This is a genomic window from Ewingella sp. S1.OA.A_B6 (assembly GCF_049889095.1).
In the GTDB taxonomy this organism is placed as follows: domain Bacteria; phylum Pseudomonadota; class Gammaproteobacteria; order Enterobacterales; family Enterobacteriaceae; genus Ewingella.
Genome location: NZ_JBLJFK010000001.1, coordinates 753,274 through 773,428, shown reverse-complemented (window position 1 = coordinate 773,428; position 20,155 = coordinate 753,274). Strand labels below are relative to the sequence as shown.

The 20,155-nt window shown below is 48.8% G+C and carries 19 protein-coding genes and 2 tRNA genes; 12 read left to right on the top strand and 9 right to left on the bottom strand.

Translation table 11 applies throughout. The features are described from left to right. Nucleotides 1–11: 11 nt before the first annotated feature. The 3 genes from ACMV8I_RS03800 to rnt all read left to right on the top strand — a co-directional run bounded on the left by ACMV8I_RS03800 (nucleotide 12) and on the right by rnt (nucleotide 2,452). A complete protein-coding gene (locus tag ACMV8I_RS03800; RefSeq protein ID WP_498863866.1) occupies nucleotides 12–1,103 on the top strand; it encodes an alkene reductase in 1,092 nt (363 codons plus the stop codon). A 142-nt stretch (nucleotides 1,104–1,245) separates the two neighbouring features. Further along, complete coding sequence (gene gloA, locus ACMV8I_RS03795; RefSeq protein ID WP_498863865.1) at nucleotides 1,246–1,653, top strand: lactoylglutathione lyase; 408 nt, start codon at nucleotides 1,246–1,248, stop codon at nucleotides 1,651–1,653. 88 nt (nucleotides 1,654–1,741) lie between these two features. Continuing rightward, the gene (gene rnt, locus ACMV8I_RS03790) at nucleotides 1,742–2,452 is read left to right on the top strand and encodes a ribonuclease T (protein WP_498863864.1); all 711 of its coding nucleotides are present in this window, start codon (nucleotides 1,742–1,744) and stop codon (nucleotides 2,450–2,452) included. 91 nt (nucleotides 2,453–2,543) lie between these two features. Here the strand turns inward: rnt and ACMV8I_RS03785 are convergent, their stop codons facing one another. After that, a complete protein-coding gene (locus tag ACMV8I_RS03785; protein WP_140471834.1) occupies nucleotides 2,544–2,897 on the bottom strand; it encodes a Grx4 family monothiol glutaredoxin in 354 nt (117 codons plus the stop codon). Between the two features lie 499 nt (nucleotides 2,898–3,396). On the opposite strand from ACMV8I_RS03785, the gene ACMV8I_RS03780 reads away from it, so the two are divergent. Beyond that, nucleotides 3,397–4,239, top strand: a complete 843-nt coding sequence (locus ACMV8I_RS03780) for a C40 family peptidase (protein ID WP_498863863.1) — start codon at nucleotides 3,397–3,399, stop codon at nucleotides 4,237–4,239. A 144-nt stretch (nucleotides 4,240–4,383) separates the two neighbouring features. On the opposite strand, the gene cydH is transcribed toward ACMV8I_RS03780, so the two are convergent. Beyond that, the gene (gene cydH / locus ACMV8I_RS03775; protein WP_498863862.1) at nucleotides 4,384–4,722 is read right to left on the bottom strand and encodes a cytochrome bd-I oxidase subunit CydH; all 339 of its coding nucleotides are present in this window, start codon (nucleotides 4,720–4,722) and stop codon (nucleotides 4,384–4,386) included. Nucleotides 4,723–4,809: 87 nt separating this feature from the next. Here cydH and purR point away from each other — a divergent pair, with 87 nt between their 5' ends. After that, nucleotides 4,810–5,835 carry an HTH-type transcriptional repressor PurR gene (gene purR, locus ACMV8I_RS03770; RefSeq protein WP_498863861.1) on the top strand — a complete coding sequence of 342 codons (1,026 nt, stop codon included), beginning with the start codon at nucleotides 4,810–4,812 and terminating at the stop codon, nucleotides 5,833–5,835. Nucleotides 5,836–5,889: 54 nt separating this feature from the next. Here the strand turns inward: purR and punR are convergent, their stop codons facing one another. Further along, a complete protein-coding gene (gene punR, locus ACMV8I_RS03765; protein ID WP_498863860.1) occupies nucleotides 5,890–6,795 on the bottom strand; it encodes a DNA-binding transcriptional activator PunR in 906 nt (301 codons plus the stop codon). A gap of 167 nt (nucleotides 6,796–6,962) precedes the next feature. Here punR and punC point away from each other — a divergent pair, with 167 nt between their 5' ends. Both punC and cfa read left to right on the top strand, forming a co-directional pair. Continuing rightward, nucleotides 6,963–8,198 carry a purine nucleoside transporter PunC gene (punC, locus tag ACMV8I_RS03760; RefSeq protein ID WP_498863859.1) on the top strand — a complete coding sequence of 412 codons (1,236 nt, stop codon included), beginning with the start codon at nucleotides 6,963–6,965 and terminating at the stop codon, nucleotides 8,196–8,198. A 337-nt stretch (nucleotides 8,199–8,535) separates the two neighbouring features. Continuing rightward, nucleotides 8,536–9,687 (top strand): cyclopropane fatty acyl phospholipid synthase, encoded by a 1,152-nt coding sequence (gene cfa, locus ACMV8I_RS03755; RefSeq protein ID WP_498863858.1) that lies wholly within the window; start codon nucleotides 8,536–8,538, stop codon nucleotides 9,685–9,687. A gap of 80 nt (nucleotides 9,688–9,767) precedes the next feature. On the opposite strand, the gene ACMV8I_RS03750 is transcribed toward cfa, so the two are convergent. Further along, complete coding sequence (locus ACMV8I_RS03750; protein WP_498863857.1) at nucleotides 9,768–10,424, bottom strand: riboflavin synthase subunit alpha; 657 nt, start codon at nucleotides 10,422–10,424, stop codon at nucleotides 9,768–9,770. A 259-nt stretch (nucleotides 10,425–10,683) separates the two neighbouring features. Here ACMV8I_RS03750 and ACMV8I_RS03745 point away from each other — a divergent pair, with 259 nt between their 5' ends. The 5 genes from ACMV8I_RS03745 to ACMV8I_RS03725 all read left to right on the top strand — a co-directional run bounded on the left by ACMV8I_RS03745 (nucleotide 10,684) and on the right by ACMV8I_RS03725 (nucleotide 14,874). After that, the gene (locus tag ACMV8I_RS03745) at nucleotides 10,684–12,057 is read left to right on the top strand and encodes an MATE family efflux transporter (protein ID WP_498863856.1); all 1,374 of its coding nucleotides are present in this window, start codon (nucleotides 10,684–10,686) and stop codon (nucleotides 12,055–12,057) included. Between the two features lie 193 nt (nucleotides 12,058–12,250). After that, nucleotides 12,251–12,327, top strand: a tRNA-Val gene (locus ACMV8I_RS03740). Between the two features lie 41 nt (nucleotides 12,328–12,368). After that, nucleotides 12,369–12,445: transfer RNA gene (locus ACMV8I_RS03735), tRNA-Val, on the top strand. 485 nt (nucleotides 12,446–12,930) lie between these two features. Next, nucleotides 12,931–14,343 (top strand): pyruvate kinase PykF, encoded by a 1,413-nt coding sequence (gene pykF, locus ACMV8I_RS03730; protein ID WP_498863855.1) that lies wholly within the window; start codon nucleotides 12,931–12,933, stop codon nucleotides 14,341–14,343. Between the two features lie 294 nt (nucleotides 14,344–14,637). Beyond that, nucleotides 14,638–14,874, top strand: a complete 237-nt coding sequence (locus ACMV8I_RS03725; protein WP_188471930.1) for a major outer membrane lipoprotein — start codon at nucleotides 14,638–14,640, stop codon at nucleotides 14,872–14,874. A gap of 194 nt (nucleotides 14,875–15,068) precedes the next feature. Here ACMV8I_RS03725 and ACMV8I_RS03720 read toward each other — a convergent pair whose 3' ends face one another. The 5 genes from ACMV8I_RS03720 to sufC all read right to left on the bottom strand — a co-directional run bounded on the left by ACMV8I_RS03720 (nucleotide 15,069) and on the right by sufC (nucleotide 20,055). Further along, complete coding sequence (locus ACMV8I_RS03720) at nucleotides 15,069–16,064, bottom strand: L,D-transpeptidase family protein (RefSeq protein ID WP_498863854.1); 996 nt, start codon at nucleotides 16,062–16,064, stop codon at nucleotides 15,069–15,071. 305 nt (nucleotides 16,065–16,369) lie between these two features. After that, the gene (gene sufE, locus ACMV8I_RS03715; RefSeq protein ID WP_498863853.1) at nucleotides 16,370–16,783 is read right to left on the bottom strand and encodes a cysteine desulfuration protein SufE; all 414 of its coding nucleotides are present in this window, start codon (nucleotides 16,781–16,783) and stop codon (nucleotides 16,370–16,372) included. Nucleotides 16,784–16,812: 29 nt separating this feature from the next. Then, nucleotides 16,813–18,033, bottom strand: coding sequence for a cysteine desulfurase SufS (sufS, locus tag ACMV8I_RS03710; RefSeq protein WP_498863852.1), 1,221 nt, complete (start codon nucleotides 18,031–18,033; stop codon nucleotides 16,813–16,815). Beyond that, nucleotides 18,033–19,334, bottom strand: coding sequence for a Fe-S cluster assembly protein SufD (gene sufD / locus ACMV8I_RS03705; RefSeq protein ID WP_498863851.1), 1,302 nt, complete (start codon nucleotides 19,332–19,334; stop codon nucleotides 18,033–18,035). The genes sufS and sufD overlap by 1 nt, the downstream gene beginning before the upstream one ends. Next, on the bottom strand, nucleotides 19,309–20,055 hold the full coding sequence (gene sufC, locus ACMV8I_RS03700) for a Fe-S cluster assembly ATPase SufC (RefSeq protein ID WP_498863850.1): 747 nt from the start codon (nucleotides 20,053–20,055) through the stop codon (nucleotides 19,309–19,311). The genes sufD and sufC overlap by 26 nt, the downstream gene beginning before the upstream one ends. Nucleotides 20,056–20,155: the final 100 nt, after the last annotated feature.

Sequence of the window (20,155 nt, the reverse complement as noted above, 5' to 3'; positions counted from 1 at the left end):
AGTTTTAGAAAATGACTAAGCTTTTCACCCCGATTGTTGTCGGTAATAAAACCTTACCGAATCGCGTATTTATGGCACCACTTACCCGTCTGCGTAGCATTGAGCCGGGCGATATTCCAACCCCTCTGATGGGTGAATATTATGCACAGCGTCATAGTTCAGGTCTGATTATCACTGAAGCGACCCAGATCTCTTTCCAGGCGAAAGGCTATGCAGGCGCGCCAGGATTACATACTCCCGAACAGATCGCGGCATGGAAAAAAATCGTTGCGGGCGTCCATCAGAAAGAAGGTCACATCGCGGTACAGCTTTGGCACACGGGACGTATTTCACACAACAGCGTGCAACCGGACAATCAGACACCGGTCTCTTCGTCGGCCATCAATCCGAATACTCGCACCAGCCTGCGTGATGAGCAAGGCAACGCCGTTCGCGAGGACTGCCCTACGCCACGCGCTCTGGAATTGAGTGAAATTCCGGGCATCATCAATGACTTCCGCCAGGCCGCTGCAAATTCTCGTGTTGCTGATTTTGATTATATTGAAATCCATGCCGCACACGGCTATCTGTTGCACCAGTTCTTGTCCCCGGCATCAAACGTGCGTAACGACATCTACGGCGGCAGCATCGAAAACCGTACCCGTCTGACCCTGGAAGTGGTTGATGCATCCATTGCTGAAATCGGTGCAGATCGCGTGGGTATTCGTATTTCTCCACTCGGCCCGTTCAACGGTCTGGACAACGGTGAAGATCAGGAGCAAGCCGCACTGTATCTGCTCGATGAATTGAACAAACGCAAACTGGCTTACCTGCATATTTCCGAGCCAGACTGGGCAGGTGGTAAGCCTTATTTAGAATCCTTCCGCGCAGCAATTCGTGCCCATTATCAAGGTGTGATTGTCGGTGCGGGTGCGTACACCCCTGAGAAAGCCGAAGAGTTGCTCGCAAAAGGGTATATTGATGCCGTTGCCTTTGGACGCAGCTATATTGCCAATCCGGACTTGGTTGAACGTCTGAAAAGCCGTGCCTCGCTGAATGAACCAAAAGCTGATTTCTTCTACGGCGGCGGCGCACGGGGCTACACCGATTACCCAACGCTGTAAGATTGCCATTATCAGGTGAGAGGGGACTATCCAAGTCCTGCTAATGCGGTAGCCGTACCCTTCGGCTGCCGCGTTTTTTGCCTGTGCAGTGACAATCAGTTAGTCTGTGATTCATTACTTACCCCCGCAATCAGAGGACATTATGCGCTTACTTCATACCATGCTCCGCGTCGGCGACCTACAACGCTCAATCAAGTTCTACACTGATGTTCTCGGTATGCGCCTGCTACGTACCAGCGAAAATACCGAATACAAATACTCACTGGCATTCGTGGGTTATACCGATGAAAGCGAAGGCGCAGTTATCGAACTGACCTATAACTGGGATGTTGGCAGCTACGATCTGGGGACTGCTTATGGACATATCGCTTTGGGTGTTGATAACGTGGCGCAGACTTGCGAAGACATTCGTAAAGCGGGTGGAAACGTGACCCGTGAAGCTGGTCCGGTGAAAGGCGGCTCTACTGTTATCGCTTTTGTTGAGGATCCAGACGGCTATAAAATCGAACTGATCGAATCTAAACATGCCGGTCGGGGTCTGGGAAAATAATCCTATTTCTACATCAAGGGCGCCAGAGCGCTCTTTTTCTTGCCCTTTTCCCACCGGCACCCTGTAACCTCCGCAAAAATTTGTCATAATGCGCGCTGAATTCGATAAAGATAAGAAACTGATGGCCGAAAATAGTGACACTAATGCCCTGAGAGGCCGTTTTCGTGGTTTTTACCCAGTAGTTATCGATGTAGAAACTGCAGGATTTAACGCAAAGACTGATGCGCTGCTGGAAATTGCCGCAATCAGTCTGAAAATGAATGACGATGGCTGGCTGGAAACCGACGAAACGTTGCATTTCCACGTTGAGCCTTTTGAAGGATCGATTTTAGTGCCGGAAGCTCTGGCCTTTAACGGTATCGATCCTACTAATCCCCTGCGAGGGGCAGTAAGCGAGTACGATGCTCTGCACGCTATTTTCAAAGCCATCCGTAAAGGAATGAAAGAACAAAACTGCAACCGGGCGATCATCGTTGCGCATAATGCCAACTTCGATCACAGCTTTTTGATGGCGGCGGCGGAACGCGCTGGACTAAAACGCAACCCGTTCCACCCCTTTGCCACTTTTGATACAGCGGCACTAAGCGGGTTAGTACTCGGTCAGACCGTACTGGCTAAAGCCTGTATTAGTGCGGGCATGGTCTTCGACAGCAGCCAGGCACATTCGGCGTTGTATGATACCGAACAGACCGCGGAACTATTTTGTGAGCTGGTGAACCGCTGGAAGCGCCTTGGTGGCTGGCCGTTGCCTGTCAACGTAGACGACGAAGAGAGCCAAACTGCCGACAGCGAAGAGTAGTTATTGGCTGGAAACAGAAAATTTCTTAAAAAAAAGAGCGTCTCGTCATGAGCCGCTCTTTTTATTGCTTCCTGGCACCTGCGGGCAGATTTTATTCTGGCTGCGGCTCTTCAGAAGATTTGTACTTCTCTGCCGTTTCCTTGATCAGCGTCTGCAACTCACCGCGCTGATACATTTCAATCACGATGTCGCAACCACCGACCAGTTCACCATCCACCCACAATTGCGGGAAGGTTGGCCAGTTGGCGTACTTAGGCATTTCCGCGCGAATATCCGGGTTTTGCAAGATATCAACGTAAGCAAAACGTTCGCCACAGGCAGAAAGCGCCTGAACGGCCTGAGCCGAAAAACCGCAGCTTGGCAGCTTGGGTGAGCCTTTCATGTAAAGAAGAATTGGGTTTTCGGAAACCTGCTTCTGAATTTTTTCTATGGTAGTCGTGGTCATTTATTGCTTCCTCAAGCCAAAACTGGCTGTCACGGTCATTACTCATTGATGCGCTGGGCGCTGTCTGGAAATGTGCGCCATTTGTCGCTTAACATTTGTCACCTAACGTCTATTGTAACGATGGAGAGCTTTGGATAAAAACGCCATTTTTTACAGGGTCTTTTAATCGATATCGTTTTAACTGTTTTGTTTCGTCACTTTTTTATAAAAGTGCCTAGCGGCTCGCAATAATAAACATTCATTCAGAATAACATTTTTGACCGTTGAGTTTAACTCTCTTATGACAGAGTGAGTCTGATCAGAGTACATCTTCAACGCTCTGAAATAAGATGGTTTTTAGAACTAAAGATGCCTATTTTTACAGCATTTAAAATGCTATTAACTTTTTCTCACAATATGATCTAAAATCGAAGCAATTCGTGCTGTTTTATCGGGTTCTTTTAGGTAATACTCTGACATCTCTGATGTTTAACCTTGGGCCAATATTGGTAACGACGCCATGCGTTTATTGTTTACGCTTTCTGTGCTGCTCTTTACCCAGCTATTTCTAAATCTGGCGTATGCATCGCCACATACTAATGTTGCCGCTGAACAACGAAAAAGCCATGTCAGTCAGGCCAAGCCTGACGATCGACGAAAGCGCAAAGCCGTTGCCCGAAGCAGCAAAAAGTCCAAGTCAGAGCCGGTAGTAAAAGAAAAGAAAGCAAAAGTTAAAGAAGCGAAAAAAATCACCAGCACCAAACTCGTTCGCCATCAGCGCTCGGTAAATAAAAACGTCAAAACGACGAAGAATGAAGTAATAGCGAAGAAAGGAAGCCGAACGATAGCAAAAAATGAGACCAGTAAAAAAGCCTATGGTCGCCATCGAAAAACCAAGGGCTTACTCGCGAAAGAGAGTAAACCAATCGCATTAAGCGCTGCACATAAAAAAAGATATCAACATGCGCAACAGACTGCGATGACCAAGCTGATGCATCAGGTCGGCAAACCCTATCGCTGGGGTGGAACCTCACCGAATACCGGTTTCGATTGCAGTGGTTTAGTGTATTACGCGTACAAAGATCTGATTCGTATCAAAATGCCTCGTACTGCCAACGAAATGTACCATCTTCGTGATGCGGCACCGGTCAAACGTGGCGAGCTGGAAAGTGGCGATTTAGTCTTCTTTAGAATTAATAATCGCGGTGCGGCAGATCACGTAGGTGTTTATGTTGGCAACGGTAAATTCATTCAGTCTCCGCGTACAGGTGAAGAGATCAAAATCACCTCACTGGGCCAAGATTACTGGCAAAATCACTACGTAGGAGCGCGTCGGGTTATGACGCCTAAAACGATTCGTTAAGTCAGTGGTTACGCTAATCAGCGATGAATAGCATTTAACGAAACGTTTATGAAACTTCAGACTGCAAAATAAAAGGGCGTTTCCTGTAACAGGAATCGCCCTTTTATTTTGTTTTTCACTCACCACGTATAAAGTGCAACTACTTCAGTTCATTACTGCTGTAAAACTGAAAGCAACAATCACTGCCAGTGCGCCGACCACAGTAATGAGAGCAAATTTCAAATTGGTATCCATTAAAACCCCTTTCGGATCAAATGTGGCTTTATCATAAGCCATACAGTTTGTGTGCCAACGCATTTTCTCACAGTTTTGTTTTAAAATCTCGTGATCATCCTCCAGGTTATAAAGACTTTTTACTTCCCCTTTAGTCAGATATAAGAGAAAATTAGCGGTTACCACGCTGCGTGCGGGTAGATTCATTCCGATGCTCTTTTCAGACGGTTGTACTTCTCTGAAAAACCCACCAAAGATTTGACTGCTCATCCACACTTCAGCAGTCAAATCCACGCAGGCAAACGATTAACATAATGCTAACGTGCTGAAGCACGTTAGACAGGAGTCATTCTTTTCATGGCAACGATAAAAGATGTCGCAAAACGGGCTGGCGTTTCCACCACAACCGTGTCGCACGTCATCAATAAAACACGTTTCGTCGCCGAAGAAACTAAAGCCGCCGTGCAGGTTGCGATTAAAGAACTGCACTATTCACCCAGCGCGGTGGCGCGTAGCCTCAAGGTCAACAACACTAAATCCATCGGTTTGCTCGCGACATCCAGCGAAGCACCCTATTTTGCCGAAGTGATCGAAGCGGTTGAGAACAGTTGCTATGCCAAAGGCTACACGCTGATTTTGTGTAACTCGCACAACAATCTCGATAAGCAGCAGGCGTATCTGTCGATGCTGGCACAAAAGCGTGTGGATGGTCTGTTGGTGATGTGCGCAGAGTATCCTGATGCCCTGCTCGACATGCTCGAAGAGTACCGTTCGATTCCGATGGTCGTGATGGACTGGGGCGAAGCGCGCAAAAACTTTACCGACAGCATTATTGATAATGCCTTTGCAGGCGGTTATATGGCCGGGCGCTATCTGATTGAGCGCGGCCATCGTGATATTGGCGTGATCCCAGGACAACTGGCCCGTAACACCGGTGGTGGCCGTTTCCAGGGCTTCGTTAAAGCACTGAACGAGGCCAATATTCCGCTACGTGAAGAGTGGGTGGTTCAGGGCGACTTTGAGCCGGAGTCCGGCTACCAGGCAATGCACAAAATTCTGATGCAGAAGCAGCGTCCGACGGCAGTATTCTGCGGGGGGGACGTCATGGCTATGGGTGCTATTTGCGCTGCCGATGAAATGGGCCTGCGGGTGCCCCAGGATATTTCTGTGATCGGGTATGATAACGTGCGCAATGCCCGCTATTTTTCTCCCGCACTCACCACTATCCATCAGCCAAAAGAGCGTCTGGGCGAGATGGCATTTACGATGCTGCTGGATCGCATTATCAGCAAGCGTGAAGAGTCGCAAACCATCGAAGTTCATCCAAAACTGATTGAGCGTCGCTCAGTAGCCGATGGACCTTACCGCGATTATCGCCGTTAGTTCCGATCATTTCGGCTCTTCCAACCCGTAACACCTGCACTTTTGCAGGTGTTTTTAATTGCGCAACCACTCCTGATTGAGGGTTGCCGTATCGCCCAGGTAATCCAGAAGCCATGCAAGAGATGGAGACTGATTACTTTGGTCCCAGGTCAGGCAACAGGCACTCTCAGGAAAAGCGGTTGCCAGCGTCAACACGCTGAGTTTCTGTTGCACTATCCATGTTTCAACCAGATGCACAGGCATCATACCCACACACAGACCTTCACGCAGGCAGTCCATGGCGCAGGTCCAGTCGGGAACCACTAAGCGGCGCTGATTATCCAGCGTCCAGGTATCCCGCTTAGGTAGGTTCCGCGAGGTGTCTTCAATGCACAGAGCCGGATAAGCGCGGAGTTGCTCGTCAATAAGTGGCGCTGTCAATGCCGCCAGAGGATGACCCGGGCTGACGACACAGTGCCAGTCCATAAAACCCATATCCCGAAAGCTGAAACGTCCGCCGGTGGGGACGGCGCGCGTTGCACCGATGGCCACATCCGCACGCCCATCCACCAAGGCATCCCACACGCCGTTAAACACTTCTGAGTGGATAATCAACTCGGTATCGGGAAAGGTTCGATAGAAATCAGTAATAAGACGCCTTAATCGGTCCGGTTTGACAATGCGGTCTACCGCGACATTTAGCTGCCCTCGCCAACCATTGGCAACTTGTTGGCATTGACGCCGCGTGGCTATCATTTTTTTGATAAGCAGGCGCGCCTCTTCAACGAAAACTTGACCTGCGGCAGTCAGTTCCACATCGCGATGACGCCTTTCAAACAGCGGCACGGCCAGCCACTGCTCCAATTGACGAACGGTATAGCTGACAGCAGAAGGCACTCGGTGCAGCTCTTGTGCCGCAGCGCTAAAACTTCCTGTACGCGCCACTGCATCGACCACTTCCAGTGAATATTCTGACCACATACTCTCCCGCCCCTTCTGCTTTCAATTTTTTTGATACAAGAGCGCAAATATTAACGTTTCACAAGGGGCAAGCCAACCTATTACACTGCGCGCCTGAGACTTCCTGCACGTTGTGCCGCTACTGATTTATTTTCGCGTAACAAACATCGCATAAAAAAGAGAAATTCATGAAACCCTCCTTCGGATTTATGCTCTACCTCGCCGGGTTGAGTATGTTGGGCTTTTTAGCCACAGATATGTACCTTCCAGCTTTCAGCACCATGCAAACCACGCTGGTCACCACGCCCGGACTAATCAGTGCCAGCCTAAGTATTTTTCTTGGTGGCTTTGCCATCGGTCAACTGCTGTGGGGGCCGCTGTCTGACAAACTCGGGCGCAGACCTGTGCTTATCGCTGGCCTGACGCTTTTCGCGCTCGGTTGTCTGGGAATGATATGGGTGGAAAATATCTATCTGCTGCTGGCACTGCGCTTTCTGCAGGCTATTGGCGTGTGTGCAGCAGCCGTAAGCTGGCAAGCACTGGTTATTGACCGCTACTCTGCCGACGTCGCCAAACGTACTTTTGCGACCATTATGCCGTTGGTCGCATTATCCCCTGCCCTTGCACCCCTTATCGGCGCATGGGTATTGAACCACTTTGACTGGGAAGCCATTTTCGCCCTGCTGCTGGCCATTGGTGTTCTGCTGTTAATTTTCTCTTTCCGCATTCGCGAAACTCAAAAATCTGCCGTTGGCCAAAAGGCCGACCGGATCAGCTTTTTCAAACTTTTAGCTTCATACGTGTTCAGCGGTAACGTACTTATTTATGCTGCTTGCTCGGCAGGATTTTTCGCCTGGCTGACCGGTTCGCCCTTTATTCTCAGCGACATGGGATATACACCAGGCATTATCGGCCTGAGTTATGTTCCTCAGACTATCGCTTTCCTGGTGGGTGGATTCGGCTGCCGCTTATTGATCAGCAGAATCGATGGCAACCGCATACTTCCCTGGTTGCTCGCAGGGTATGCGCTGAGTGTCGTCGCACTTTATCTGGTGGCAACACTCACTAACGCTTCGCTGATCACCTTACTGATCCCGTTCTGCCTGATGGCGCTGGTTAACGGTGCTTGCTACCCGATTGTTGTCGCCAACGCGTTGATGCCGTTTCCTGCCAGCACAGGCAAAGCGGCTGCGTTACAAAATACATTGCAATTAGGTTTGTGCTTTATTGCCAGCCTGTTGGTTTCTGCGTTTATTGCCTGGCCGTTACTGGCGACCGTTACCGTTATGCTGGGAACGTTGGTATTGGTTGCACTTGGCTTCATGATGGTTAAGAAAAGTGCTAAGCAGGACAATACGATGAAAGCCACAATAAAAAAGCAATTGAAAACAGTCGAAGGGAAAAATGCTAACCAACTGTCATAATAACCTTATGTGACAGTAACTTAAACAATATGCCCGCCGCGCGTGATTTGTTATTGAGAATGCGCGCAGGCGAGCCTATACTCAAAAAAACCGATAAAAATAATATTTATACAATGCTTTTTCGCAAATATTTTCTGGGTGCGGGTCGTGTGTCACGTTTTATACCAAAGTTTTTCACGCGATAGCCTCTCAGGTTGCGGGTTTTCTTCTAATTTCCTCTGTTCATAGTTGCATATCAGATAAGGCGGATTACCGTCTGTTCTCATAATGACCTGCATAAATTGCCTTGGTTTCCCCGGCAGGTTAATAAGTCAGAAGAGCAAGTGATGGAGAAGCTATGAGTTCATCGTGTATAGAAGACCTGAGTATTCAGGACAATCATTGGTATCGCATCGTCAATGAAATGTTGAGAATGGCAGATGTACAGATCAACGGCACCCGCCCTTTTGACATCAAAGTTAAAAACCCTGATTTTTTTAAACGTGTTTTACAAGAGGGTTCTCTGGGTCTGGGTGAAAGCTTTATGGATGGCTGGTGGGAATGCGAACGACTGGACATGTTCTTTCAACGCGTCCTGAATGCAGGCCTTGAAAGCAGACTCCCTAAACATTTTAAAGACACACTCCGCATTGCAGCCGCACGGCTCACCAACTTACAATCCAAAAAGCGCGCCTGGATTGTCGGTAAAGAGCATTATGATCTGGGTAATGACCTGTTCAGTCTTATGCTTGATCCTTATATGCAATATTCCTGCGGCTACTGGAAGGATGCCAGCACTCTTGAGCAAGCCCAGGAAGCAAAATTAAAAATGATATGCGATAAGCTACAATTAAAACCTGGCCTGCGTTTGCTCGATATTGGTTGCGGCTGGGGTGGGTTGTCAGAATATGCAGCAAAACATTATGGCGTGAGTGTGGTGGGAGTAACCATCTCGGCCGAACAGCAAAAAATGGCGCAGGATCGCTGTAAAAATCTTGATGTCACTATTTTGCTACAGGATTACCGCGATCTGGATGATCAATTTGACCGGATTGTGTCAGTGGGAATGTTTGAACATGTCGGTCCGAAAAATTATCAAACCTACTTCGACGTCGTCAAACGGAATATAAAGCCGGATGGCTTATTCCTGCTCCATACGATTGGGTCGAATAAAACGGATCTGAGTGTCGATCCCTGGATTGATAAATATATTTTCCCCAATGGCTGTTTACCTTCTATTCAGCAGATCGCACATACCACTGAAGCACGGTTTGTCATGGAAGACTGGCACAATATCGGCACGGATTACGACCGCACACTGATGGCCTGGCTGGAGCGTTTTCTTCAGGCGTGGCCATTATTGGCAGGTAAATACACTGAGCGGTTTGAACGTATGTTCACCTATTATCTGAATGCCTGCGCCGGGGCTTTCAGGGCGCGTGATATTCAGCTTTGGCAGGTTCTGTTCAGCCCGCAGGGTGTAGAAGGTGGAATTCGCGTACCTCGCTAGCCTCAATGGGCTACTGTCGTCAAAAAGCCGGACAGGTCACCAGCCCGGCTTTTGGTTTTTTATTTTGATGGGCTTTCACTCTATTTTTCGTACAGATCCATCATCGCCTGCGCGGTAGCCATTGCCGCCTCACGGCTTGCTAATACGCGTTCAACCGTATCCACAATGGCTTGTGTTTGCGGATCAATCTCAATATTAATTTTATCGCCCAAGCGCTTGGTACCAAGGGTCGTTCGCTGCAAGGTTTCTGGAATTAAATGCACGCAGAATCGGGTTTTAGTGACTTCACCAACAGTAAGGCTTATTCCGTCAATACCGATGAAACCTTTATGTAATACATATTTCATTAAATCTTCATGCGGCATGCGGAACCAGACTTGACGGTTATTTTCGGAAGTAAGAATTTTCGCCACTTCCGCCGTACAAATAATATGGCCGGACATGAGATGTCCGCCAATTTCATCATCAAAACGTGCGGCTCGCTCCAAATTGACCTGCGAGCCGGACTGTAGCTCTCCGAGGTTGGTGAGGCGAAGCGTCTCTTTCACCAGGTCAAAACTAACCAAATCGCCATTTACTTCAGTTACTGTAAGACAACAACCGTTATGCGACACCGAAGCGCCAAGCTCAAGATTGTTGAGCATGTTCACAGGCATCTGCACAACATGGGTACGGAAATTAGGTTTTTCATCGATGGACACTAATGTTCCTGTGCCCTGAACAATACCGGTAAACATAGTCCATGCCTCATTAATTTTACGCAGTAAACCCTCTGCATGCATTGCGTTTCTGCCTGCCAGTTTGCCGCAGATTTAATAGAAAGCCAAATCAATAAGGGTAAAATAGCTGCCATAGAAAGCAGGTCACTATTCAACTCGCCTTTCACCGAGTTGATTGCTTAAAAAGCCTGGCAATGTACAATCTCGGGATTATTTACCGCTATTTTAGCGTCACGCCTGCGTGGCGTTTTTTATTCAAAACAATTAAAGGTGTGGCGTGCAGAAGTACCTAACTGAGGCGCGTGTGTTATTAGCCCTCGCGATCCCCGTCATCCTCGCTCAAGTTGCGCAAACCTCAATGGGCGTGGTGGATACTATTATGGCGGGTGGCGTCAGCGCGACAGACATGGCCGCCGTCGCTGTCGGAACCTCGATTTGGTTACCGGCCATCTTATTTGGGCACGGCCTTTTGTTGGCCCTGACACCCACCGTGGCGCAGCTCAACGGTGCTGGCAGACGCGAAAAAATCGCTCATCAAATCCAGCAAGGTTTCTGGCTCGCTTCCGGTGTATCACTCATTATTATCGCTGTGCTGTATCACTGCGACCAGATTATCGGGCTGATGCACAATATTGACCCGCAACTTAAAGCCAAGGCCATTGGCTATTTGCATGCCATCATGTGGGGAGCACCTGGCTATCTGTTTTTCCAGGTTTTACGTGTTCAATGCGAAGGTTTATCTAAAACCAAACCGGGGATGATATTCGGTTTCATCGGCCTGCTGGTGAATATTCCGGTTAACTACATTTTCATCTACGGCAAATTTGGCGCCCCAACGCTGGGTGGTGTCGGCTGCGGTGTTGCTACCAGTACGGTTTATTGGGTGATGTTCTTGATGATGCGCGTCTATGTGAAGCGCACCTATTCGATGCGAGACATTGTTGCACCAACTCGCTTCGCCAAACCGGACTGGGTGACACTAAAACGCCTGACTCAGTTAGGTTTGCCGATTGCGCTTGCGCTGTTTTTCGAAGTGACGCTGTTTGCCATTGTCGCACTTCTGGTCTCTCCGCTCGGGATTGTTGCGGTGGCCAGCCATCAGATTGCGCTTAACTTTGGTTCTCTGATGTTTGTTGTCCCGCTGTCACTTGGTGTGGCTGCCACGATTCGTGTTGGTTCACGGCTGGGCGAGTCTTCGGTAGAGGGCGCTAAAGTCTCGGCCTATACCAGTATTTTTACCGGTGTTGTGATGGCGTGTATTACGGCGCTACTGTCGGTGATATTCCGCGAGCAAATTGCCGCGTTGTATAACGATAACCCTGATGTGGTGACACTGGCTTCCAGCCTGATGTTGCTGGCGGCAATCTACCAGATTTCAGATGCCGTTCAGGTCATTGGGACCGGTGTACTGCGTGGCTACAAAGATACGCGCTCAATCTTCTATATTACGTTTGTTGCGTACTGGGTATTAGGGCTTCCAGTGGGTTACCTGTTAGGGCTGACCGATTATGTAGTGCCTGCGATGGGCCCGAGTGGCTTTTGGTGGGGCTTCATTTTGGGGCTGACTTTTGCTGCCGTGATGGTGGCACTGCGTATTCGCTGGATCCAGAAACAATCGTCATTCACTATTTTGGATAAAGTCGGACACTGATCGTTCATCGTCGGGATGTTCTTATTAAGGTCGCTGACTTTTTTAGCCAAAAAATGTTCAAAAAATCAACGCAATGAACATTCACGCGTCACTGAGTCACAATAAAATGGCAAAATGTTTTTTTTCCCTTGCCAGCCTTCAGGTAGGTCGTTAATATTCGTCCCCGCTGCCACGCTGGCAGGCAGAAATCGATGCGTCCGTAGCTCAGTTGGTTAGAGCACCACCTTGACATGGTGGGGGTCGATGGTTCGAGTCCATTCGGACGCACCACATTTCTGCATAAGGTTCAGTTAGTCAGTTTCATCCGATGTGCGTCCGTAGCTCAGTTGGTTAGAGCACCACCTTGACATGGTGGGGGTCGATGGTTCGAGTCCATTCGGACGCACCAGATGAAAAATCCCCCTATTGCTCTCTTCGCAAGCCGCACACCCTGAATTTATAATTATCTCTCTATATCACTACTCTTAATCGCTTAGTATCTGGTATGGCCTTTTTTCAGTGGTCATGTAACGTATGCCCATATTGGTCATTTGCGCAACGAACGCCCTTCAGATGCCCTAAGCTTGCGCAGCATCATGTTTTTTATTTTGTTTCCCACCGCTTAGCCCTTATAATACGCACCGTCTCCTCGATTGAATGGTCTCAGCCCCTTGATCTGTCGATATCGCCTTATAAAAGCATTACCTCACCCTAAACGATTAACCATCGTACAGATCGCCACGTCTTGGCTGAACTTTACACACCATTTATTCTCCAGTCGCCTACGCTTAATAGTGATTTGTAACAATCCAGCAGCAACCAAATTCTTCGCAGGCAGCAGCGCTGTCGGGCGAGCTCATTTCCATTCCATCACAACTTGTAGATAAAATCGTCATGAAAAAGACCAAAATTGTTTGTACCATCGGACCAAAAACTGAATCCGAAGAAATGCTAACCAAACTGCTTGATGCAGGCATGAACGTAATGCGTTTGAACTTCTCTCACGGTGATTACGAAGAACACGGTCAGCGCATCAAGAATATCCGTAATGTCATGGCTAAAACCGGCCATAAAGCAGGCATACTGCTGGACACCAAAGGCCCGGAAATCCGCACGATGAAACTGGAAGGCGGCGTAGACGCTTCTTTGGTTGCGGGTCAGAATTACACGTTCACGACAGACCAGTCAGTGATTGGTAACACTCAACGTGTTGCAGTGACCTACGCTGGCTTTGCTGCCGACCTGAAAATTGGCAACACCATTCTGGTTGATGATGGCCTGATTGGTATGGAAGTGATCGAAGTTTCAGAGACTGAAGTTACCTGTAAAGTACTGAACAACGGTGACCTCGGCGAAAACAAAGGCGTTAACCTGCCAGGCGTTTCTATCGCTCTGCCAGCATTGGCTGAAAAAGACAAACGTGACCTGATCTTCGGTTGTGAGCAAGGCGTTGACTTCGTCGCGGCTTCCTTTATCCGTAAGCGTTCTGATGTGCTGGAAATCCGTGAACACCTGAAAGAACACGGCGGCGAACATATTCAGATCATCTCTAAAATTGAGAATCAGGAAGGCCTGAACAATTTCGACGAAATTCTTGAAGCTTCCGACGGCATCATGGTTGCTCGTGGTGACTTAGGCGTTGAGATCCCGGTTGAAGAAGTGATCTTCGCGCAGAAGATGATGATCGAAAAATGTAACCGTGCGCGCAAAGTCGTGATCACCGCGACCCAGATGCTCGATTCCATGATCAAAAACCCGCGCCCTACTCGTGCTGAAGCTGGCGACGTAGCTAACGCCATCATCGATGGTACTGACGCCGTTATGCTGTCTGGTGAAAGTGCTAAAGGTAAATACCCGCTGGAAGCTGTGACCATCATGGCAACCATCTGTGCCCGTACTGATCGCGTTATGCCAAGTCGCATTGATGTTCAAAACGACAATCGTAAACTGCGCATCACTGAAGCAGTTTGCCGCGGCGCTGTTGAAACTGCCGAAAAACTGGATGCGCCACTGATTGTGGTAGCAACTAATGGTGGTAAATCAGCAAAAGCGGTACGCAAATACTTCCCGCATGCCATCATTTTAGCATTAACCACTAACGAAGTGACCGCTCGACAGTTGATCCTGACTAAAGGCGTGGTAACGCAGTTAGTGAAAGAGATTGCTTCAACTGATGATTTCTACCGTATCGGCAAAGAAGCGGCAATCGAAAGCGGATTAGCGCAGAAAGGCGATGTTGTAGTGATGGTTTCAGGCGCTCTGGTCCAAAGCGGCACCACCAATACTGCATCGGTACACATTGTTTAATTAAAATGTGACATCGTTTCAGGGTCAAAACGCCGCTCAATGCGGCGTTTTTTATTGTCGCTATCGTAAGAATCCAAAATAACATGCAGAAAAACCAAGAAACAAATGGGACAAGTCTCATGGAATCCGGCTGTTTTCGCTGCAATTTTTGACTTTTTCGTAAAATAAGATGCTTCTTTGAGCTAACAGTCGAAATAAAGCGTTTACGAGCAAATATTTATTCTCATTAGAAAAAGGTTTGTGTAATACTTGTAACGCTACATGGAGATTAACTTAATCTAGAGGGTATTTATAATGAATCGCACTAAAATGGTACTGGGCGCTGTGATCTTGGCTTCAACTATGCTGGCTGGTTGTTCAAGCAATGCTAAAATCGACCAACTGTCTTCAGACGTTTCTACTCTGAACTCTAAAGTTGACCAACTGAGCAACGACGTGAACGCAATGCGTTCTGACGTTCAGGCAGCTAAAGACGACGCAGCACGCGCTAACCAACGTCTTGACAACCAAGCACACGCTTACAAGAAGTAATATTACTTCTTAAGCTCAATGGCGCACTCAGTGCGCCATTTTTTTTGCCTTCAATTCTCCTTTTCAAGCCTTCTCATTCGATCAATTTCCATTGACCTGAAACGCTCCCTGCCACCCTCACTGACGTACAGACGTAAAAAAGGGGCGGTAACCGCCCCTGATATTTAAACTTTGCTATGGCTCATAGAGAGCCTCTACTGACTATCAGCGGTTTCATCGACGGGTACCGTTGATGCTGCTGCAATCACAGGCGGTGCATTTGTCGCTTCAACACCTTTACTGACAACCACTGGCATGCCTGAACGACGCTCGATAGCCTGTTTTACAACCTCATCATCCGTCTCTTTACTCTTGACGAACTTCTTCCCCGCTGCCGTAAGTGGAATAGGCTTAGTCTGGGGATCATCTTTTTCAGTGTGAGAGAGCGGCTGGTGTACTTCAATATAGCGTTTCCCGTCAGGCTCTACGTCAAACTTGATCGGTTGATTGACGATCTGCACACGCGTTCCCTTTGGTACCATATTGAACAAGGCCTCGATATCGTCCGGGCGTAAGCGGATACAGCCAGAGCTGACGCGCATGCCGATGCCAAAATTAGCATTGGTGCCGTGGATAAGGTATTGCCCAGTACCAGCAGAGAGGCGCATGGCGAACAGTCCCATTGGATTCTCCGGGCCAGCAGGCACCATACCCGGCAGCTTGATGCCGTCTTTCAGATATGCTTTACGTATATTGGCTGTTGGAGTCCAGGTCGGGTTGGGTATTTTCTGGCTGACTGAGGTCACCATTTCTGGCGTATTACGCCCGAGTTGACCAATACCAATCGGCAGGACAATCACTTTGTTCTCGCCCTTCGGGTAGTAATAGAGACGCAGCTCCGCCAGGTTCACCACTATCCCCTCACGCTTGGTATCCGGCAGCAGCATTTGCGAAGGAATGGTCAGGACAGTGCCAGACTTTGGCAGATAAGGGTCAGTGCCTGGGTTCGCCTCCAGCATACCGATCAAACCAATCTGGTATTTTGCCGCAACCGCTTCCAGCGGCAGTCCATCGTTGGGAACAACATAAGTCGTATTCTCACCAATTAAACGGCTGTCTTCCGGCGGAAGCGGATATTCTGCGGCGTTAGCGGTACTACTCGCCAGATAACCGGCAAATAACATGCCCATCATGGGTAATGCACTTTTCATGCTGAATCCTGCTCGTTGTTATCGTAAATATAATAAAACCCGATGCCATCATCAGGCCAAAATTGCCTTCGCGAAATGAACTTTTCTTCGAGGAATTAATAGTAACAGGAGGGAGGGTAAAGGCAATTTATATGCCTAAAATCAAGACTTTAGAAAATTGAATCAACGTTACATTTCGATGAACAGAGAGGGTTTAAGCAGCTGAAATACAAGTATTAAATAATGATTTTATAACAGCGGAGTGAAAAATAGCATTGCTCATTAGCAGAACATTCCTAATGAGCAATTAAGGGTTAGTGCACCCTTCAGCTCAGTTGCTGCGCACGGGCACGAATAGCGCGGATCATCGCTTCCAGCCCCTGCGAGCGTGAAGGCGTCAAATGCTGACTCAGCTCTAGCTGCGTGAAAAACGGTCGTACATCCAGCGTCACGACATCCTGAGCCGTCAATCCCTGATAGAGACTGAAAACAATCGCTACTAAACCTTTAACGATCGCCGCATCACTGTCACCGAGGAAGCTCAGCTGACCGTTTGCAGCTGTATGCATGACGATCCATACCTGACTTTGGCAACCAGAGATCAAGTGCTTATCCTGACGATATTCATCAGTAAGCGGTTCCAGTTGTGCCCCAAGTTCGATCACATAAAGGTATTTTTCTTCCCAATTCGGGCAACGGGAAAAATTTTTAACTAATTTTTCTTTATCTGGCAAAGCCATAAAAATAGATCCTGATAATAAACGCCTGGTTAACCCAGCAGCCGGTGAATACGTTGCAGCCCCGCGACCAAACGGTCGACTTCTTCACGGGTATTGTACATGGCGAGCGACGCACGGCACATGGCCGGAACACCGTAGAATGACATCAATGGCATAGCGCAGTGATGCCCGGTACGGATTGCAATGCCGTATTGATCGAGGAAACTCCCCACATCATAAGCGTGATGCTTACCGAGGTTAAAAGCAATCACACCGGAGCGGATCGCCGGACCATAAATCACGATGTCAGGTACCTGCGTCAGAGCGTCGAGCGCATAAGACATCAGTTCCTGCTCATAGGCATGGATATTTTCTAAACCGAGTTCAGTCACATACTCAATTGCTGCACCCAGCCCCATGATGCCACCGGTATTTGGCGTACCGGCTTCAAAACGCCATGGTGCTGCCGCGAAGGTGGTGCCTGCAGTCAGACTGACGTGTTTGATCATCGAACCGCCTCCTTCCCACGGTGGCATTTGATCCAGCAACGCTTTACGACCGTAAAGAATACCGATGCCGGTTGGTCCATAGAGCTTATGCCCAGACCAGACATAGAAATCGCAGCCAAGCGCCTGAACGTCTACGGAGTAGTGCATTACGGCCTGCGCCCCATCGACCAGTACCGTCAGCCCTGCGGCTTTGGCCTGAGAGATAATCTTTTCAATTGGGTTAACAGTACCAAGTACATTGGAAACGTGCGTCAATGCCAGCAGTTTGGTGCCTGGTGTGATCAGCGTTTCCAGCTCAGATAAATCCAGCTCGCCGCTCGAGGTCAAATGCCAAACGTCGATATGCAAATCACGCTCTTTTGCCAACATCTGCCAGGGAACGATGTTCGCATGGTGCTCCATTTCGGTGATGATAATCCGATCACCCGCATGCAAAGCAGTGCGCCCGAAGGTATTGGCGACCAGGTTAATGGCTTCAGTTGAGCCCTTAACAAACACGATCTCTTCGGTGGAAGCAGCATTAATAAATTGCGCAGCCTGCGTGCGGACGTTCTCCATCTGCTCGGTGGCTTCAGCGCTTAAGGTATGAATGCCGCGATGAACCGCAGCATAGCCATGCTCATAGAACCCAAGCTCACGCTCAATGACCTGACGGGGTTTCTGCGCGCTGGCCGCGCTATCAAGATAGGCCAGCGGCTGGCCGTTTACTTCACGGCTCAGCAGGGGGAAATCGCTACGAACTCTTTCCAGGGGAAAACTCATTACTCACCTCGGTTTAGTCTGCCAGCAATACGGGCAATGACTACATCGCGCAGGGTTTCATTTTCGATCGCTTCAGTCAGCTCAGCCGCAAAAGCAAAAATAATCATGTGCTGTGCGTCCTGGCCACTGATGCCACGTGCGCGCAGGTAAAACAGTTGTTCATCATCGATACGACCAACCGTTGCACCGTGGCTACATTTCACATCATCGGCATAAATTTCCAGCTGCGGTTTGGTGTCAACTTCAGCCTGCTTGCTTAATAGCAGGTTGTTGTTGTTCATCTTACCGTCTGTTTTCAATGCGTGCTTTGCCACTTTAATCATGCCGTTAAACACGGCTTTGGCACGATCATGCACGATCACTTTATGCAACTGATTGCTGTTGCAATAACCCTTATTGTGCTCAAGGTAGGTGCGGGTATCAGCAATTTCCGCATCGATTGGCAACACCAGGCTATTAATATTCAGGTTACTGTTCTCGCCGTTCAACTGTGCACTGGTGTTATTGCGGGTCAGGCCCGCGCCCAGCAGAAAGCTGTGGCTGGCAACGCGCGCGTCACGTCCAATCACCAGATCATTGTGCGAAAAGTGGAAACTGGCCTGGCTTTCGAACGCCAGTTTATAATGGGTAAAATCAGCATTGTCGCCAACATTGACTGTCAGGCGCGCCCCCGTGAAATGCCCCTTATCGCCGAGAGTGACATAATGTTCAATCACTTCTGCATTAGCACCATTTTCAATCGCCAGATGATAGCGGTGATGCATGGTATTAATTTCACGCGCCTGATCACGTCCACTGCTGATATGCAGAAGATAGAGCGGCTTCTCTGCCTGTTTACCGGCCGGTAACCGTACAGACAAAGCGTCTTGCGCCAGACTTTCGGTCAGATGCAGAAAAACTTCAGACTCAATCGGTTCAGGCAACATTTGTTGCATGGACGGACTGAGTTTTTCAATTTCGAACTCACCGGTCTGAGCATCGCTAAGATCGGCGTTGTAGCAGCCATCCACAAAAACCAGGCGATAAGCCTCAATCGGTAGCGCCACGGCCTTCAGTTGGTCAATGGACAGCACATGCGGCTGTGGTGCAAAGAACTGGTTACCCAGCAAAGAAGAGACCGGTGTATATTTCCAGTTCTCTAGTTTTGCATTAGGGAAACCAATGCGCAAAACCTGCTGCCAGTGTGCATGTGCATGCGCTGACTGCTCGCCGCCCGCGCTTTCGAACAGGCGGTATAACTGCTGCATAGCGTGTGAACTGCCTGCCGCCGGTACGTTACTCTTGGTCTGTAAGCCAGCCATAACCTTGCTCCTCTAACTGTTTAACCAAGGTGAAATCGCCGGATTTAACAATACGGCCCTGCCACAAAACGTGCACGAAGTCAGGCTTGATGTAGTCGAGGATACGCTGGTAGTGGGTAACGATAATGAATGAACGTTTGCCGTCACGCAGGGAATTCACACCATCGGAAACGATTTTCAGCGCATCAATGTCCAGGCCAGAGTCGGTTTCATCAAGGATGCACAGGTTAGGCTCAAGCGCCGCCATTTGCAGAATATCGTTACGCTTCTTTTCACCGCCGGAGAAGCCGACGTTGACAGAGCGGGTCAGCAAATCGGCCGGCATTTTGAGCATGGCGATTTTTTCTTCAATGAAATCAGCGAAGTCAAAACGGTCCATCGGAGGCAACTGACGATATTTACGTACCGCATTTACCGCAGTTTGCAGGAAGAAATGGTTGGTGACGCCAGGGATCTCTACCGGATATTGGAAAGCCATAAATACGCCCTCGCCTGCCCGGTCTTCCGGCGCGAGATCCAGTAAATCTTTACCGTTAAACTCAACAGTGCCTTCGGTAACTTCGTAGTCCTCGCGTCCGGCCAGCGTCGCAGAAAGCGTACTTTTACCTGAGCCGTTCGGGCCCATGATGGCGTGTACTTCTCCTGGTTTGATCTCCAGATCAAGTCCTTTAAGAATTTCCTTTTCTTCGACACGGACCTTTAAATTCTTAATGCTTAACATACGTATCCTTGAGTTTGCGCCTGCGCGCTCATAATTCTGATTATGCTTTACTGTGCTGAACTCAAACCTGTCCGTCGCGGGCGTCACACCACCCAGCAAC

Coding starts and splice junctions, on each gene's coding strand:
- ACMV8I_RS03800 (WP_498863866.1), top strand. CDS start 12: ATGACTAAGCTTTTCACCCCGATTGTTGTCGGTAATAAAACCTTACCG.
- gloA (WP_498863865.1), top strand. CDS start 1,246: ATGCGCTTACTTCATACCATGCTCCGCGTCGGCGACCTACAACGCTCA.
- rnt (WP_498863864.1), top strand. CDS start 1,742: ATGCGCGCTGAATTCGATAAAGATAAGAAACTGATGGCCGAAAATAGT.
- ACMV8I_RS03785 (WP_140471834.1), bottom strand. CDS start 2,897: ATGACCACGACTACCATAGAAAAAATTCAGAAGCAGGTTTCCGAAAAC.
- ACMV8I_RS03780 (WP_498863863.1), top strand. CDS start 3,397: ATGCGTTTATTGTTTACGCTTTCTGTGCTGCTCTTTACCCAGCTATTT.
- cydH (WP_498863862.1), bottom strand. CDS start 4,722: ATGAGCAGTCAAATCTTTGGTGGGTTTTTCAGAGAAGTACAACCGTCT.
- purR (WP_498863861.1), top strand. CDS start 4,810: ATGGCAACGATAAAAGATGTCGCAAAACGGGCTGGCGTTTCCACCACA.
- punR (WP_498863860.1), bottom strand. CDS start 6,795: ATGTGGTCAGAATATTCACTGGAAGTGGTCGATGCAGTGGCGCGTACA.
- punC (WP_498863859.1), top strand. CDS start 6,963: ATGAAACCCTCCTTCGGATTTATGCTCTACCTCGCCGGGTTGAGTATG.
- cfa (WP_498863858.1), top strand. CDS start 8,536: ATGAGTTCATCGTGTATAGAAGACCTGAGTATTCAGGACAATCATTGG.
- ACMV8I_RS03750 (WP_498863857.1), bottom strand. CDS start 10,424: ATGTTTACCGGTATTGTTCAGGGCACAGGAACATTAGTGTCCATCGAT.
- pykF (WP_498863855.1), top strand. CDS start 12,931: ATGAAAAAGACCAAAATTGTTTGTACCATCGGACCAAAAACTGAATCC.
- ACMV8I_RS03725 (WP_188471930.1), top strand. CDS start 14,638: ATGAATCGCACTAAAATGGTACTGGGCGCTGTGATCTTGGCTTCAACT.
- ACMV8I_RS03720 (WP_498863854.1), bottom strand. CDS start 16,064: ATGAAAAGTGCATTACCCATGATGGGCATGTTATTTGCCGGTTATCTG.
- sufE (WP_498863853.1), bottom strand. CDS start 16,783: ATGGCTTTGCCAGATAAAGAAAAATTAGTTAAAAATTTTTCCCGTTGC.
- sufS (WP_498863852.1), bottom strand. CDS start 18,033: ATGAGTTTTCCCCTGGAAAGAGTTCGTAGCGATTTCCCCCTGCTGAGC.
- sufD (WP_498863851.1), bottom strand. CDS start 19,334: ATGGCTGGCTTACAGACCAAGAGTAACGTACCGGCGGCAGGCAGTTCA.
- sufC (WP_498863850.1), bottom strand. CDS start 20,055: ATGTTAAGCATTAAGAATTTAAAGGTCCGTGTCGAAGAAAAGGAAATT.